The 15,617-nt window shown below is 61.4% G+C and carries 16 protein-coding genes; 13 read left to right on the top strand and 3 right to left on the bottom strand.

Features of this window, described 5'->3' with window-relative positions:
* The first annotated feature begins 20 nt into the window (after positions 1-20).
* A complete protein-coding gene (locus AB7813_RS17215; protein WP_089267665.1) occupies positions 21-602 on the top strand; it encodes a YqaA family protein in 582 nt (193 codons plus the stop codon).
* 46 nt (positions 603-648) lie between these two features.
* Entirely contained in the window at positions 649-1,236 is a 588-nt protein-coding gene (locus AB7813_RS17210; RefSeq protein WP_244558551.1) for a hypothetical protein, read from the top strand.
* A 2-nt stretch (positions 1,237-1,238) separates the two neighbouring features.
* On the opposite strand, the gene AB7813_RS17205 is transcribed toward AB7813_RS17210, so the two are convergent.
* The gene (locus AB7813_RS17205) at positions 1,239-1,802 is read right to left on the bottom strand and encodes a TetR/AcrR family transcriptional regulator (RefSeq protein WP_439065145.1); all 564 of its coding nucleotides are present in this window, start codon (positions 1,800-1,802) and stop codon (positions 1,239-1,241) included.
* A 155-nt stretch (positions 1,803-1,957) separates the two neighbouring features.
* Here AB7813_RS17205 and AB7813_RS17200 point away from each other — a divergent pair, with 155 nt between their 5' ends.
* On the top strand, positions 1,958-2,602 hold the full coding sequence (locus AB7813_RS17200) for a glutathione S-transferase (protein ID WP_439065913.1): 645 nt from the start codon (positions 1,958-1,960) through the stop codon (positions 2,600-2,602).
* A 22-nt stretch (positions 2,603-2,624) separates the two neighbouring features.
* Here AB7813_RS17200 and AB7813_RS17195 read toward each other — a convergent pair whose 3' ends face one another.
* Positions 2,625-2,858, bottom strand: coding sequence for a hypothetical protein (locus AB7813_RS17195; RefSeq protein WP_184512146.1), 234 nt, complete (start codon positions 2,856-2,858; stop codon positions 2,625-2,627).
* Between AB7813_RS17195 and AB7813_RS17190 the strand changes: the two genes are divergently transcribed.
* From AB7813_RS17190 to AB7813_RS17160, 7 genes are all read left to right on the top strand, one after another.
* Complete coding sequence (locus tag AB7813_RS17190; RefSeq protein ID WP_439083953.1) at positions 2,836-3,804, top strand: NAD(P)H-dependent flavin oxidoreductase; 969 nt, start codon at positions 2,836-2,838, stop codon at positions 3,802-3,804. The genes AB7813_RS17195 and AB7813_RS17190 overlap by 23 nt on opposite strands.
* Before the next feature lie 24 nt (positions 3,805-3,828).
* On the top strand, positions 3,829-4,602 hold the full coding sequence (locus AB7813_RS17185; RefSeq protein ID WP_439068638.1) for a thioesterase family protein: 774 nt from the start codon (positions 3,829-3,831) through the stop codon (positions 4,600-4,602).
* Positions 4,603-4,681: 79 nt separating this feature from the next.
* Positions 4,682-6,178, top strand: a complete 1,497-nt coding sequence (locus AB7813_RS17180; RefSeq protein ID WP_089267662.1) for an ATPase domain-containing protein — start codon at positions 4,682-4,684, stop codon at positions 6,176-6,178.
* Between the two features lie 59 nt (positions 6,179-6,237).
* Positions 6,238-8,232, top strand: a complete 1,995-nt coding sequence (locus AB7813_RS17175) for an ATP-binding protein (RefSeq protein WP_439065144.1) — start codon at positions 6,238-6,240, stop codon at positions 8,230-8,232.
* Between the two features lie 116 nt (positions 8,233-8,348).
* Positions 8,349-8,597, top strand: coding sequence for a hypothetical protein (locus tag AB7813_RS17170; protein WP_068729285.1), 249 nt, complete (start codon positions 8,349-8,351; stop codon positions 8,595-8,597).
* Between the two features lie 103 nt (positions 8,598-8,700).
* Positions 8,701-9,378, top strand: a complete 678-nt coding sequence (locus tag AB7813_RS17165; RefSeq protein ID WP_184512142.1) for a hypothetical protein — start codon at positions 8,701-8,703, stop codon at positions 9,376-9,378.
* Positions 9,379-9,514: 136 nt separating this feature from the next.
* On the top strand, positions 9,515-11,143 hold the full coding sequence (locus tag AB7813_RS17160; protein ID WP_089267659.1) for an inorganic phosphate transporter: 1,629 nt from the start codon (positions 9,515-9,517) through the stop codon (positions 11,141-11,143).
* Between the two features lie 239 nt (positions 11,144-11,382).
* Here AB7813_RS17160 and AB7813_RS17155 read toward each other — a convergent pair whose 3' ends face one another.
* Entirely contained in the window at positions 11,383-12,543 is a 1,161-nt protein-coding gene (locus tag AB7813_RS17155) for a patatin-like phospholipase family protein (RefSeq protein WP_439065141.1), read from the bottom strand.
* Between the two features lie 205 nt (positions 12,544-12,748).
* On the opposite strand from AB7813_RS17155, the gene AB7813_RS17150 reads away from it, so the two are divergent.
* From AB7813_RS17150 to AB7813_RS17140, 3 genes are all read left to right on the top strand, one after another.
* On the top strand, positions 12,749-13,531 hold the full coding sequence (locus AB7813_RS17150) for a 3-hydroxybutyrate dehydrogenase (protein WP_089267658.1): 783 nt from the start codon (positions 12,749-12,751) through the stop codon (positions 13,529-13,531).
* Between the two features lie 36 nt (positions 13,532-13,567).
* Positions 13,568-14,341, top strand: coding sequence for an acetoacetate decarboxylase (locus AB7813_RS17145; RefSeq protein WP_439065139.1), 774 nt, complete (start codon positions 13,568-13,570; stop codon positions 14,339-14,341).
* A gap of 240 nt (positions 14,342-14,581) precedes the next feature.
* Positions 14,582-15,613: a transporter gene (locus AB7813_RS17140; protein ID WP_439065138.1), complete on the top strand. Its 1,032-nt coding sequence runs from the start codon at positions 14,582-14,584 to the stop codon at positions 15,611-15,613.
* Positions 15,614-15,617: the final 4 nt, after the last annotated feature.

Raw genomic sequence — 15,617 nt, 5'->3', positions numbered from 1 at the left:
AGGATGGTTCATCGCGAACCATGCTCAGACGAATGTATGACTGGTGTATCGACGCCGCCCACAAGCCCTATGCCCTCTGGATTTTGGGCATCGTGTCCTTCGCGGAAAGTTCGTTCTTTCCGGTGCCGCCGGATGTGATGCTGATTCCGATGGCGCTGGCCCGGCCACAGAAGGCCTGGCTCTATGCGGGCATTTGCACCATTACCTCAGTGCTCGGCGGCGTGGTGGGATATCTCATCGGCGCGGTGCTGTATGACTCCGTTGGCCAATGGGTCATTCATTTCTATGGCTACGGCGACAAGGTTGAGGCATTCCGCGCCGGCTATGCCGAATATGGCGCATGGATCATCCTGCTGAAGGGGTTGACGCCGATCCCCTACAAGCTTGTCACCATCACGTCAGGCTTCGCCAACTATAATATCTGGATGTTCATCGCGCTGTCGGTGGTTGCCCGCGGCGTGCGCTTCTATGTCGTCGCCATCCTGCTCAACCGCTACGGCGTCTGGATTCGCGAGACCATCGAGAAGCGTCTGGGTCTGTGGGTTGCGCTGGGCGTCGGCGTTCTGGTGCTCGGCTTCATCATCGCATTCCGGCTGTTCTAGATCTGGATGCTTCCCCCGGCGCAGGTGCCGGGATACGTTCCGCATCATGTTCGATTTGACCCGTCTGTTGGCTCCGGTAACCCGCAACTGCGTCGTCGCTGCGATCGCGGTGCTGACCGTGGGCGCAGCTACGATGTGCGCCTGGTCGCAGGCGATGCAGCAGCAGCCGGCTCCGCAGAAGTCGATCACGATTCAGGTTGTCCCGGCTCCCTCGGCCGCACCCCCGCCTGCCGCGGCTTTCGCGCCGGCTCCGATGGCTGAACAGGCGCCGCCGCCGTCACCGCCCCCGGCGCCCGAGAATCCCGGCCTGTTCAACGAGATCGGCAAGCTGTTCAAGAATTCCACCTCGCTGCTGCCGTCGCTGCCCACCATGCCGTCGCTCGGCACCGACAGCCTGACCAAGCTGAACACGGTGGTGAAGGGACGGGTGGCTTGTCCGGTCGCTGCCAATGGCGCACCCGACTGCAAGGCGGCCTCAGACAAACTGTGTCAGAGCAAGGGCTTCAAGGACGGCAAGAGTCTCGACACCGACGCAGCGCAAAGCTGCTCGCCCAGGGCCATGATCCCCGGCCGCGCGCCGGAGCCGGGCGACTGCAAGACGGAAAATTACGTCACCCAGGCGCTCTGCCAGTAGGTCTATGCCGGCAACAGACCCGCTGCGCGATAGCTCTCGATGAGCGCGTCATAGAGTGAGACATCCGCGCGGCTTCTTGCCATCAGCTGAGCGCCGGTGATGGCGGCGAAGATGGCGCGCGCACGCGGTTCGCTCTCATCAAGACTCAGCGCGGTCACAGCGGCGAGAACCTTGCTCAGCCATGCCACGTTGATATCGGTGAAGGTCCGGATCTCTTTCTTCACCGGCTCCGGCAGGTCGTCATACTCGGCGGCCATGAAGCTGCACAGGCACATGCGGTTGCTGCTCTCCAGCGCCTTGCGGAACGTGCCGGGATATTGGCGGAGGCAGGCGGCCGGATCCTTGGATTCGGCCAGCAGCGTCTCCAGATAGGCGGCCGAGTCCTCCCAATAGCGCCTGGCAACGGCGGCGCCGAGATCGGCTTTGCTCGGGAAGTGGTGGTAGATGCTCGCAGCCTTGATGCCGACCTCTGCCGCAAGATCACGGAAATTCAGGCCGCTATAGCCATGGGCCTGCGCGGTCAGTTTCGCAGCCACCAGGATGGCTTCTCTGGAATTCGAACTCATATCCCGGTCTCACAACCCCGTGTTTACGGCCTACCAAGTGATAGATAGGCGTTGACGCCTGTAAATCAAAGCCGTAAATCACCCTACCAACTGATAGGTAGGATAAACTAATGAATACTCAGATCTACAATGGCGACGCGACAAAGCTCCCGATGATGACGATTCACGATTGGAGCACAGGGCCTTACCCGGCGCGCGTCCGGATCGCTGTGGCCGAGAAGAACCTCCGATCGCGTATCAATTTTGTGTCGGTCGATCTCACGAAGGGCGAGCACAAGAAGCCCGAATTCCTCGCCAAGAACTATTCAGGCACGCTGCCGGTGCTCGAACTCGACGACGGCACTTTCATTGCCGAGTGCACGGCCATTACCGAATATCTCGACGGACTTGAGGGCGCTCCCGTGCTCACCGGGAGTACGCCGCGCGAGAAGGGCTTGATCCACATGATGAGCAAGCGTGCCGAGCTGGAGTTGCTCGACGCCATTAGTGTCTATTTCCATCACGCGACACCGGGGCTCGGACCCCACGTCGAGATCTATCAAAATGCCGAGTGGGGTTTCCGCCAGCGCGACAAGGCGCTCAGGGGGATGGCGTACTTTGACGGGGTGCTGAAAAAGCAGCCGTTCATTGCCGGCGAGTTTTTCTCGATGGCCGATATCACGGTAATTGGCGGTTTGATCTTCGCCGGTCTCGTGCAGCTCGAGGTGCCTGCGGAGTACGAGGCTCTCCACGCCTGGTACGCAAGGATGAACGAGCGTCCCAGCGTCAAGAACCGTGTGACGATGTCAGAACCCGCTTGATGGGGCGCTTGCCGACAATCGATCAGTCATCCCGATAATGGGGCGCCACCTGGATAATGTGGTGCCCCATTATTCCGCGTACCGGACGAACGCCGTTCAGCCCGGCTTTTTTCTCCCGCAGCGCAATTGCCATCCGCCCCACGCTTCTGGCATCGTCCGCCCGCACCCGGATCGACCGGGGGCAGGCGCGCAGGATCGCGCACAAATCAAGAAAAGAAGTCGAGGAATTTCCCATGTCGATGCCGGCTTTGTTCAAGAACCGCCTTTCGCTGCCCGTGATCGGTTCGCCGCTATTCATCATTTCGGTGCCGGATCTCGTCATCGCGCAGTGCAAGGCCGGTATCGTCGGCGCGTTTCCCGCGCTGAATGCGCGTCCGGCGGCGCTACTCGACGAATGGCTGCACCGGATCAAGGAAGAACTTGCTGCGCATGACAAGGCGCATCCGGATCGGCTCTCCGCACCCTTCGCGGTCAACCAGATCGTGCACAAGTCCAACAACCGGCTCGAGCAGGACATGGCGCTTTGCGAAAAGCATAAGGTGCCGATGATGATCACCTCGCTTGGTGCGCGTGAAGAACTCAATCAGGCGGCCCATGCCTGGGGTGGCATCGTGTTTCATGACGTCATCAATCAGCGTTTCGCGCACAAGGCGATGGAGAAGGGGGCTGACGGCCTGATCCTCGTTGCGGCAGGCGCCGGCGGTCATGCTGGCGAGATTTCGCCGCTCGCGTTCGTCGCCGAGACCCGGCAGTGGTTCGATGGTCCGATCGCACTGTCGGGCGCCATCGCCAATGGTCGCGCCATTCGCGCCGCGCGTATCCTCGGTGCCGACTTCGCCTATATCGGTTCGGCTTTCATCGCCACCACCGAAGCCAACGCGGTGCCGGGCTACAAGGACATGATCGCGGCCTCCGGCTCGGAAGACATCGTCTATTCGAATCTCTTCACCGGCGTTCATGGCAACTACCTGAAGCCGTCCATCGTCGCCGCCGGCATGGATCCGGACAATCTGCCGGAGTCCGATCCGACCAAGATGAATTTTGGCACCGACGCCAGTGGCGAGCGTGCCAAGCCAAAGGCCTGGAAGGAGATCTGGGGCAGCGGCCAGGGCATCGGCAGCGTGTCGAAGGTCGTGCCGGTGGCCGAGCTCGTTGCGCGCTTCAAGAAGGAATATGACGAAGCGATCGATCCGCCGCTCTGATCCTGCATTGAGAAGGCCGATCTGATGGACGCCATCTATCGCGTCGACGGCAATCATGTCGTCACCAGCCCGCATGCTGCGGGTCCGTGGAACGAGACCATGCAGCACGGGTCGGCGCCGTCGGCGCTGGTGACATGGCTTGCCGAGCAGATGCCCACCGCAAGCCCGATGCATGTGACGCGTGTCACCATCGACTTGTTGCGGCCGGTGCCGGTGGCGCCGCTCACTTTCGAGACCGAGGTGCTGCGGGAAGGCCGCAAGATCCAGCTGTGTGGCATTCGTCTCATGGCGAACGGCACCGTCGTGGTGCGTGCGACGGTGCTGAAGATCAGGGCGGAGGCGCAGGCGCTTCCGTCGGAGATCGCCGATCCGCCGGTCACGGTGCCGCCGCCGGATCAGGGTGGATTGCTGGAGCCACGTTACGCCAGCAGTCCCTTCGTCACCGGCATGACCATTCGCGCCGTGCGCGGCGGCTTCCTGTCGCTGGGGCCGGGCGCGATCTGGTACCGGGCCAACCGGCCGATCGTCGAAGGCGCCGGCCTCTCGCAGGTGATGCGTGCGGTGATCGCGGCCGACTTCAGCAACGGCTCGTCGCCGGTGCTGAGTTTCGACGACTGGACCTTCCTGAATGCCGACCTCACCGTGAGCCTGTCGCGTCCGCCGGTGGGCGACTGGATCCTGCTGGACGGGGAGAGCTGGATCGGGCCGGATGGCGCCGGTCTTGCTGCATCGAAGCTCGCCGATATCGATGGTTATTTCGGCCGGGCAGTGCAGAGCCTGGTCATTGAGAAACGTTGACGACCGCGCTTTTTAGAATTTTTGTCCTGGACAGGGAACCGATTGATATTGCCCCGGTTATCGCGCGTCAGGGGGCAGTATGAGTTCGACGCACGTGCAGGACGACAAAGCCAGGACCGGCATCTGGGGATTGGATAATATCCTCTCCGGCGGATTCTCCCGAGGTCACATTTTTCTGGTCGAAGGCGCGCCGGGGACAGGCAAGACCACGGTCGCGTTGCAGTTCTTGCTGGAGGGCGCGCGGATCGGAGAGAAGGGTCTCTACATCACGCTATCCGAGACGGATAGTGAGTTGCGCGATGGCGCAGCGTCCCATGGCTGGACCCTCGACAAGAGCATTGAAGTTTTCGAGCTCCTGCCGCCGGAAAGTCTGCTTGACGAGGATCAGCAACAGAGCCTGCTTTATTCGTCCGACCTCGAACTCGGCGAAACCACCAAGCAGATATTCGAGGCCGTGGAACGCACCCAGCCGAGCAGGGTCGTCTTGGACAGCCTGTCGGAAATCCGGCTGCTGGCGCAGAGCTCGTTGCGTTATCGCCGCCAGATACTGGCCATCAAGCATTACTTCGCAAAATTCGGCACGACGGTGATGTTGCTCGACGACCTCACAGCGGAAGTGGCCGACAAGACAGTGCACAGCGTCGCACATGGCGTGCTGCGGCTCGAAGAGCTGGCGCCCTCCTATGGCGCGGAGCGTCGGCGTGCGCGGGTGATCAAATATCGCGGTGTCAAGTTTCGCGGCGGCTACCACGATGCCACCATCACCACAGGCGGCCTTAACGTTTTTCCTCGGCTGGTCGCATCCGAATTCCGCAACAGCATGGATCGCAAGACCAAGTCGAGCGGCATTGCGCAACTCGACCAATTGCTGGGCGGCGGCATCGAAACAGGCTCGAGCACATTGATTCTCGGGCCCGCGGGCACGGGCAAATCACTCACTGCGATCGTCAATGTAGTCGCAGCGGTGAAGCGCGGCGAGAAGGCTGCAATGTTTATCTTCGACGAGGAGCTTGGACTGCTGTTCGATCGCATGAAGGGGATCGGAATCGATCTGCCTGCCATGCAGGAAAGCGGACATCTGTTTGTCGAACAGGTCGATGCCGCCGAATTGTCGCCCGGTGAATTCGCGCATCGCGTCCGTCGTCAGATTGACGAGCACAACATCAAGACCGTCGTGATCGACAGTCTCAATGGCTATCAGGCCTCGATGCCGGAAGAGAACTCGCTGATCCTGCACATGCATGAGCTGCTGCAATATCTCAACCGCAGGGGCGCAGCGACCTTCATGACGGTGGCGCAGCACGGCCTCGTCGGCGATATGAAGGCGCCGGTGGACGTCACCTATCTCGCCGATACCGTGATCCTGCTCCGTTACTTCGAAGCAAGCGGCAGCGTTCGCCGTGCGATGTCCGTGATCAAGAAGCGAACCGGTGCGCATGAGTCGACCATTCGCGAGTACCGGATCGACGGGCGAGGCCTCACGATCGGCGCGCCGCTCAGCGAATTCCAGGGCGTGTTGCGTGGCGTACCCATTTACAACGGTCAAAATTCTCTGCTTGAGGGATCCTCGGCGTGAAACCGGGGCGTTCCTCCGAGCGCGCTGTCATCCTTGCTCCCACAGGGCGCGATTCTGCAGTGGCTGCGGCATTAATCCGCGAGGCCGGTTTTTACGCGCAACCCTGCGCGGATTTTCCGACGCTGCTCGACGAGATCAAGGGCGGCGCCGGCGTGGCTGTCATTGCTGACGAGGCGATCAAGACCGTTGATCTGCGCGGCCTCGGCAACTGGCTGCATGATCAGCCGTCGTGGTCCGATTTCCCGATCATCCTGCTGACGCGTCAGGGCGGCGGACCGGAGCGCAACCCGGATGCCGCGCGGCTCGGACAGTTGCTCGGCAATGTGACGTTCATCGAGCGCCCGTTTCACCCGACCACATTGATTTCGATCGTCGGTTCGGCCGTCCGCGCGCGCCGGCGTCAATATCAGACGCGTGCCATTCTCGAAGATCTCGGCGACAGTCAGGGGCTGCTGCAGACGGCGCTCGATGCGGGACGGCTCGGCACGCTCGAACTGCATCTGCCCGAACTTCGGCTTGAGGTCTCGGATACGACCAAGGCATGCTTCGGCCGCCGGCCGGATCAGTCATTCACGTTCAGCGAGTTGCAGGCCGCGGTTCATCCCGATGATCGCGAGCAACGCCAGCAGGCGCTCGATGCGACGCTAATGGCCGGCGCGGACTACAATGTCGAATACCGCAATATCTGGCCGGACGGCTCGGTGCATTGGGTCGAGACGCGTGCGCGCATGGTCCGTGGGTCCGACGGCAAGCCGAAAACGCTCGTCGGCGTCTCCGTCGATATCACGGCGCGAAAGTCCGCCGATATCGATCGCGACAACTTGCTGGAGCAGTTGACGGCGGAGCGGTCTGCGCTTGCCGAGCTTACGGCGACGCTCGAACAGCGCGTCGAGGAACGCAGCAACGACCTGATGAAGGAAGTCGCGGCGCGCGAGAAGGCGCAGGACCAACTGCGCCAGGCGCAGAAGATGGAGACCATCGGCCAGCTCACCGGCGGCGTGGCGCATGACTTCAACAATCTGCTGATGGCGGTGATGGGTAATCTCGATCTACTGCGCAAGCGCATGCCGGATGATCCGCGCCTGAAACGACTGGTCGATGGTGCCATGCAGGGCGCCGAACGCGGCGCCTCACTGACGCAGCGACTACTGGCCTTCGCGCGGCAGCAGGATCTGAAAGCCGTGGCCGTCGATCTCGGTGCGCTGGTCCGCGGCATGAGCGATCTGCTCGAGCGCTCGCTAGGGCCGCGCGTGGCGCTGCGTCTCGATATTCCCGACAATCTGCCGCGGGCGCAGATCGATCCCAATCAGCTCGAACTCGCCATCCTCAATCTCGCGATCAATGCGCGCGACGCCATGCAGGACGGCGGCTCCATCGATATCAAGGTGAAGAAGCATAAGGTCGGCAAGGGCGACCCGATTCTGAAGCCCGGCGACTATCTCAAGGTGTCGATCATCGACAACGGCGCCGGCATGTCGCCGGAGACGTTGAAGAAGGCGATCGAGCCGTTCTTCTCGACCAAGCCTGTTGGCAAGGGAACTGGTCTCGGTCTGTCCATGGTGCACGGTCTGGCTGTACAGCTCGGCGGCACGCTCGATCTCTCGAGCGTCGTCGGCAAGGGAACGACGGCGACCCTCGTGCTGCCGGTCACCGACAGGAAGCCGGAGGCCGCCGATACGGCCCATGTCATGCGCCACGCCGCGCGCTCTGCCGTGATCCTGTTTGTCGATGACGATCCTCTCATCGCGATGTCGACGACGGAGATGCTGGAGGATCTCGGCCATCGCGTGATCCCCGCGACTTCGGGGCGGCATGCGCTGGAGATTCTGAAAAGCGACGAGCCGCTCGATCTGATGATGACCGATCACATGATGCCCGGCATGACGGGCATCGAGCTTGCGGCTTATTCCCGCGAAATGCGGCCGTCGCTGCCGGTCCTGCTCGCTACCGGCTATGCGGATTTGCCCGAAGGCGCTCAGCTCGATCTGCCGCGGCTTGCCAAGCCGTACCATCAGGATCAGCTCCGGGACCGGCTCGATCAACTGCTGGGCTAAGCCCACTCCGGCCGGGGTGGTATCAATCTGCCAGCGGCGCAGCAAAATTAACCATTCATTAAATCCTGTGGAACCAACAATGCCCCGATCGGGAATCAACCGATTCAGGGGCCATCATGGATATCGAAGCCTATTTCGCGAAGACGCCGGCCACGATCGAGGAGATCAAGGCACGCGTGGCCGCAGCTTTCGGCCGTCATCCGCTGTGCCGCGAGGTGCAGTTCGACATCGTCAGCACGCCCCGCGCCGGAAAGGGCGCAAACTGGACCATCAGTATGCAATCGGTCGCTCCGGATGCGCTGTGGGAAGCTTCCGATATCGTGAGCGATATCCAGGAAGCCTATGTTCTCGCCAACGCCGCCTGAACGTCTCTGAGTATTATCGCACCGTTCTGGTATGGTTAGGCCTTAATTAATCTCCATTTGTGAGGACAGGTACCTCTGGTAGTCCTGAATTTCGGAGACTGGCTTGACGCGTGCGCTGACCCTTCTTGTGCTGGGCTGCCTGTTGCTGACCGGCGTGGCTGTTGCGAGCATCCTCGGTCGCGATAGCATCCCATCGCTGTCGCTGTCATATGACGACAGTGCCGCGCAAAATTCGGTCGCGGTGTCGCGCGGACCGGTTTCCAATACGCAAGGCAAGAAAGACAAGTTGCCATTGGCCGGCGCCATGATGGCGTCGCTCGATCCGCAGCAGGTCCCGAGCGTTGACGGCAGTCCGTTGCGCCAGGCCTTTGCATCCGACAGTCCAATCGAAGTGCCCGGTTCGACGGTGCTTGCCCCGATCGTGGTGCCGCAGCCGACCGCCAAGCCCAAGGCCGCTGCCAAGCCGGTGCAGAAGACCTATACGCTGCTCAGCGATGCGCAGATTTCGGCGATCAAGACCCGGCTAAATCTGACGGCGTCGCAGGAATCGTACTGGCCCGGCGTCGAAGCGGCGCTGCGCAACGTGGCGCGCAGGATCCACGAGACCAAACAGGCCAGTCCGTCAGCCGGCGCGCCGCCGATCGATCCCGATAGCGACGAGGTGCAGCAGCTCAAGTCCGCTGCGATGCCGTTGTTGTTCCAGTTGCGTGAGGATCAGAAGCGCGAAGTCCGTGCACTGGCGCGCATGATCGGACTCGAAAAGGTCGCGTCGGCGATCTGACCCCTGTCATATACCGGCCGCATCGGTGACGCGGGACTGTCACAACCCGTAACAGACAAATTGTCGCGCCTGTCATCCGGGCTTCGCATCCGTGGTGCAGAGATTAACGCCTCTTAACCTGTAACGGGGGCGTTTCATGACCGATTTCACTGCCAATCAATCCATTTCCGGAGGCGCGGCTGTTGAGCCGGCGTCGCGGCCAAATCTCGACAAGGGTTTTAACCCGCTGACGATGATCCTGTTTTTCGGGATCCTGGCCGCCGGCCTCCTGTTCGTCGCCTACAGCATCTATGTCGACGTCAATGCCACCGGGACCCGCGTCACCAGCTATCTGCCCTACCTCCTGCTGTTCGTGGCGCTGCTGATCGCGCTTGGCTTCGAATTCGTCAACGGCTTCCATGACACCGCCAATGCGGTCGCCACCGTCATCTATACCCATTCGCTGCCGGCGGAATTCGCCGTGATGTGGTCGGGCTTCTTCAACTTCCTCGGCGTGCTGTTCTCCACGGGCGCGGTGGCTTTTGGCATCGTTTCGCTGCTGCCGGTGGAATTGATCCTGCAGGTCTCCAGCGGTGCCGGCTTTGCCATGGTGTTCGCGCTGCTGATCGCGGCGATCATCTGGAATCTCGGCACCTGGTATCTCGGCCTGCCGGCCTCCAGCTCGCACACGCTGATCGGTTCGATCATCGGCGTCGGTATCGCCAATGCGCTGATGCGCGGCCGTGACGGTACCTCGGGCGTGGATTGGGGCAAGGCCACCGAAATCGGCTACGCGCTGCTGCTGTCGCCGTTGTTCGGCTTTGCCTGCGCCGCCATCCTGCTGCTGGTGCTGAAATTCCTCGTGCGTAACCCGGCTTTGTACGCAGCACCGGACGGCAACAAGGCGCCGCCGTTGTGGATCCGCGGCATCCTGATCGCGACCTGCACCGGCGTGTCCTTCGCACATGGTTCGAATGACGGACAGAAGGGCATGGGCCTGATTATGCTGGTGCTGATCGGCACCGTGCCGACCGCCTATGCGCTCAACCGCGCATTGCCGGAATCCCGCGTCGCGCAGTTCCAGGTCAACTCCATCGCGGCCGCCAAGGTGATCGCAGCCAAGGGGGCCGGCCACAGCATCATCGGCGATCCCCGTCCGGCGGTGACCACCTATGTTTCGCAGCGCAAGATCAGCGAAGGCACCTATCCGTCGCTCGCCGTTCTCGTGCAGCAGGTCGGCGATCAGGTTCGCAGCTACGGCACGCTCGACAAGGTGCCCGCGGAATCCGTCGGCAACACCCGCAACGACATGTATCTCGCATCGGAAGCCATCCGCTTCCTGATGAAGGACAAGGAAAACGACCTCAACAAGGAAGATGTCGCGACCCTCAATGCCTATAAAGGCTCGCTCGATGCCGCGACCAAGTTCATCCCGGATTGGGTGAAGATCGCTGTGGCCATCGCGCTCGGCCTCGGCACCATGGTCGGCTGGAAGCGCATCGTCGTCACCGTCGGCGAGAAGATCGGCAAGACGCATCTGACCTATGCGCAGGGCGCTTCGGCCGAACTCGTGGCTGCGGCCACCATCGGCGCGGCCGACGTGTTCGGTCTGCCGGTTTCGACCACCCACGTGCTGTCGTCCGGCGTCGCCGGCACCATGGCGGCGAACGGTTCGGGCCTGCAGATGGCCACGATCCGCAACCTGCTGATGGCCTGGGTGCTGACGCTGCCCTGCGCCATCATGCTCTCGGCCTCGCTCTACGTGCTGTTCAGCCAGTTGTTCTGAGGATAGACGAGGCCGCTGCGGAAACGTAGCGGCCTCGCTTTTTTTGCACGGTCGAAAGAGAGGCCCGCGCCGTTAATGCGCGGGCTTTTTCTTGTGGGGTAAGTACCCTTCGCCGTCATTGCGAGCGCAGCGAAGCAATCCAGAAGCAAAAAGCGAGGATTGGATTGCTTCGTCGCAAGAGCTCCTCGCAATGACGGGGAGGGGCCGGCGCTGAGCTTTTGTGAGAAGCGCTGCTGCCTCTACGAACTGCTCTCGCGATGCACGTCGTGCACCACGATGCCCTTGCCTTGCTCCGGCAGCGCCAGCCAGTCGCGGCGCTTCAATGTGCGGCGGGTATCGTCGAGGCCGCTCTGCCAGTGCTCGCGCATCGAGGTCGCCGAGAACTCGTGGTCCTTGGAATCGCCCTCATAGGCCTTCTGCTGATAGATCATCTGCAGGATGGTGATCTCCGGCAGATCCGACAGGCTGTCACGCCGCGCGCGCTCCTCGTCGCTGAGCTGGTCGTCGGGAATGCGCTGCAAGATCTTGTAGAGCTCCGACTTCAGATTGTTCATGCGCCGATAGATGTCCGTGTTGTGGCGGGTGCGGGACGAGTAGACGATGTCCTTGTGCCGGGCCAGAACCTCCTGGATATCCCGGGGCAGCACGCCACGGGCGCTGAACAGGTCGACCTGGAACACCAGCGAGTTCATCCTGTCTTCCTGGTCGAGCAGGTGCTGCAGCGGCGTGTTGGAGACGATGCCGCCATCCCAGAAATGATCGGTGCCGATCTTCACCATCGGCAAAGCTGGCGGCAGTGCGCCTGATGCCATCACGTGTTCGGGCGCGATGACTTCCTTCTTGTTGTCGAAATACAGGAAGTTGCCGGTGATGACGTTCACTGCGCCGACGGCGAAGTGGGTCTTGCGCGAGTTGATGAGATCGAAGTCGACCAGTTCGAGCAGCGTGTCGCGCAGCGGCGAGGTGTCGTAATAGCTTGTCGCCGTCTTTGCACCGGCCGGGCTGAACCACGGATTGACCTCGTGCGGCTTGAAGAAGCCCGGCTGGCCGAGGGTCGTGGTCATGAAGGAGCTCGCGAGATTGCGGGCCTTGCGGTAGACGTCGCCGTCCGGTGTGTAGTGCCAGACCTTGCGGGCGGTGATGCGGTCCCAGAAGATCTGCAGCTTCTCCAGCCGGTCTTCCGGCGGATTGCCGGCGATGATCGCCGAATTGATAGCGCCGATCGATACGCCGCACACCCAGTCCGGCTCCATGCCTTGCTCATGTAGCGCCTGATACACGCCGGCCTGATAGGCGCCGAGGGCGCCGCCGCCCTGCAGCACCAGTGCTACACGATCGCAGCGGTCAGGGCGCCAGCCGGTCTCGGCCGTCATGTCTGAATCGGGTGTCCGCGCATCCATCTGGGTCTTCTCCTCAACGATCACATGATGTTGGCGGCAGAATTTAGATGAGCAGTGACGGCGTTGTGACAAATAGCAAATTCGATCATTGCGCATCAGTCCATGAAGCGCGTCACGCGGCTGAAGGAAATTCCTCATACCGCCGTCAAACAGGATCGCTAGCAAAGAAGCAGATATTAACGTTTTCTTACGAAGGGTTGCGCGCATGCTGTCTGGAAAGTCCGCCATTATCACCGGCTCCACCAGCGGCATCGGCCTTGGCATCGCGCGCGGCCTCGCGGCCAGCGGCGTCAATATCGTGCTCAACGGCTTTGGCGATGCCAATGAGATCGAGGCGATCCGCAGCGAGCTTGCCGACAGCCATCAGGTCCGGGTGCTCTATAGCGGCGCCAACATGGCCGACGGCAATGACATCGCGGCGATGATGGCACAGGCGGAGCAGGAATTCGGCGGCGTCGATATCCTGGTCAATAATGCCGGCATTCAATATGTCGCGCCGCTCGAGGAATTCCCGGTCGAGAAATGGGATGCGATCGTGGCGATCAACCTGTCGAGTGCGTTTCACACCACGCGTCTCGCCATCCCCCACATGAAGGCGAAGTCCTGGGGCCGTATTGTCAACATTGCCTCGGCCCATGCGCTGGTCGCCTCGCCGTTCAAGTCGGCCTATGTCGCGGCCAAGCATGGCATTGCCGGCTTGACCAAGACGGCGGCGCTGGAAGTCGCCGAACACGGCATCACCGTGAATGCGGTATGCCCGGGTTACGTGATGACACCGCTGGTCGAAAAGCAGATCCCGGAACAGGCCAAGGCGCGCGGCATCACCGAGCAGCAGGTGATCTCGGACGTGCTGCTCGCCGCCCAACCCACCAAACGTTTCGTGACCGTCGAGGAACTGTCCTCGGTCGTCAATTTCCTCTGCACCGACCACGCCCGTTCGATCACCGGCATCACGCTGCCGGTCGATGGCGGGTGGACCGCGCACTGAGTTTAAACCAGCGATTTCACACCCAAGGAGTTTCCGATGCGCCAGGAAGACATCCTCCGTTTGCCGTCGATGCCGATGGCCGGCCCGAGCTATCCCGCCGGTCCCTATCGCTTCATCAATCGCGAATTCCTCGTCATCACCTATGAGACCGATCCGGACCTGATCCGGATGGGTCTTCCCGAGCCACTGGAGCCGATCGAACAGCCGATCGTGCATTATGAGTGGATCAAGATGCCGGATAGTTCAGGCTTCGGCAGCTACACCGAGACCGGCCTCGTGATCCCCGCACGCTTCAAGGGCGAGGACGTCAACTTCGTCTCGCAGATGTATCTGGACGATGATCCGCCGATCGCTGCCGGGCGCGAGATCTGGGGCTTCCCGAAGAAATACGCCCATCCGAAACTCGAAGTGGTCAAGGACACGCTGACCGGTACGCTGGAATATGCCGGGCAGCAGGTTGCCATGGGCACGATGGCCTACAAGCACGGCGCCATGGCCGGCAACGGCGAGGCCACCCTTGCCACGCTGTCCAAGACCCAGATCAATCTGAAGCTGATCCCGGGCGTCGATGGCAGCGCGGAAGTCTGTCAGCTGGTGGCGATCAACCTGACTGATATCACCGTGAAGGGCTCATGGTTCGGCCCGGGCCGTCTGCATCTGATCCCGCATGTCAACGCGCCGGTCGCCGACTTTCCGGTGCGCCGCGTGATCGGTGCGCATCATTTCCTGGCCGATCTGACATTGCCCTATGGCCGCGTCGTCTATGACTACAACAAGCAGAGCGATACACTCGCCGAAGCCGCTGAATAGAGCATGATCCGGAAAAGTGGAAACCGGTTTTCCGAAAGATCATGCTCAAAACAAAGAGATGAGATGATGGTCCGATTTTTTCTAATCGGATCATCATCTCATCTCGGCTGACATATCCCTGTAACAAGGGTGTCATTAAGTGCCTGCGGCGGACTGACACAGTCGGAGAGCCGCAGGCAGATATTTTATTTTTTTGGTGGCGCATGCGTATTGCGTGGCGTGAAAAACGGTGGGTGTCCGATGCAGCTTGAAGTGCCGGTCACATCTGCAGAGGTGACGTCCACACTTGGCTTGACCGATCCGATCCCGGGTCTGGTCTGGGCCTTCCGGATCCATTCCGACGGCAAGCCAGAGCCGTTGCCGGTCGATGCCGGCATCGATCTCGTCCACGGCGGGTTGCTCTGGCTGCATTTCAACCTGACTGACGCGCGCGCGCTGCAATGGCTAGCGCAGATCTCATTGCATGCGCCGGAGCAGGCCCGTGCCTTGTTGCTGTCCAAGGACACATATCAGCAACTCCATGCCACCGATGACAGTATCTATGGTGTGATCTCGGACCTGTTGCGCGATATCGACGAGGCGACCGAAGACACTGGTTATCTGCGCTTCGTGATGACCGAGCGCTTGCTGATCAGCGGCCGGCATCACGCGCTGTGTGCCGTCGATGCGACGCGCCGTTCGCTTGAGCAGGGCCAGCGGGTCGACAGCATGGCCGCGCTGCTTGAGACGATCGTGGAGAATGTTGCCGACACCATGGACGGCGTCGCCGACAGTCTGGCGATATCGCTCGACGAGATCGAGGAGCAGGTGGTCTCCGGCGACTCCCGTGACATGTTGCAGAAGCTCGGCCGTCTGCGCCGGACCTGCGTGCGGCTGCATCGGCAGCTGTCCGGGCTGCGCATCGTATTCCAGCGGCTTGAGGCCAAAGGTCAGCGTGAGTTGAAACCGTCGCTGCAACTGCGTGCCGGCAAGCTGGCGCAGCGGCTCGATGGACTGGATCACAATGTGGTCGAGATGCGCGAACGCAGCCGGCTGTTGCAGGAAGAGCTGCATCTGCAGATCGAGGAACGCGGCAATGAAAGCCTTCGCGTTCTTTCAGTGCTAACCGCGCTTCTGCTGCCGCCGACGCTGGTCACCGGCATTTTCGGTATGAACACCAAGGGCCTGCCGCTGACCGATGTCGAAACCGGATTTCTCTGGGCCGGCGCGCTGATATTGATTTCGTCAGCATCGGCCTATGCCGTGATGAAGCGCCTCAAGATCATCAGGTAGCTAT

The organism is Tardiphaga sp. 20_F10_N6_6 (assembly GCF_052076045.1).
Taxonomy (GTDB): domain Bacteria; phylum Pseudomonadota; class Alphaproteobacteria; order Rhizobiales; family Xanthobacteraceae; genus Tardiphaga; species Tardiphaga robiniae.
The sequence above is the reverse complement of the archived record's forward strand: the minus strand, read 5'-3'. Positions and strand labels throughout refer to the sequence as shown.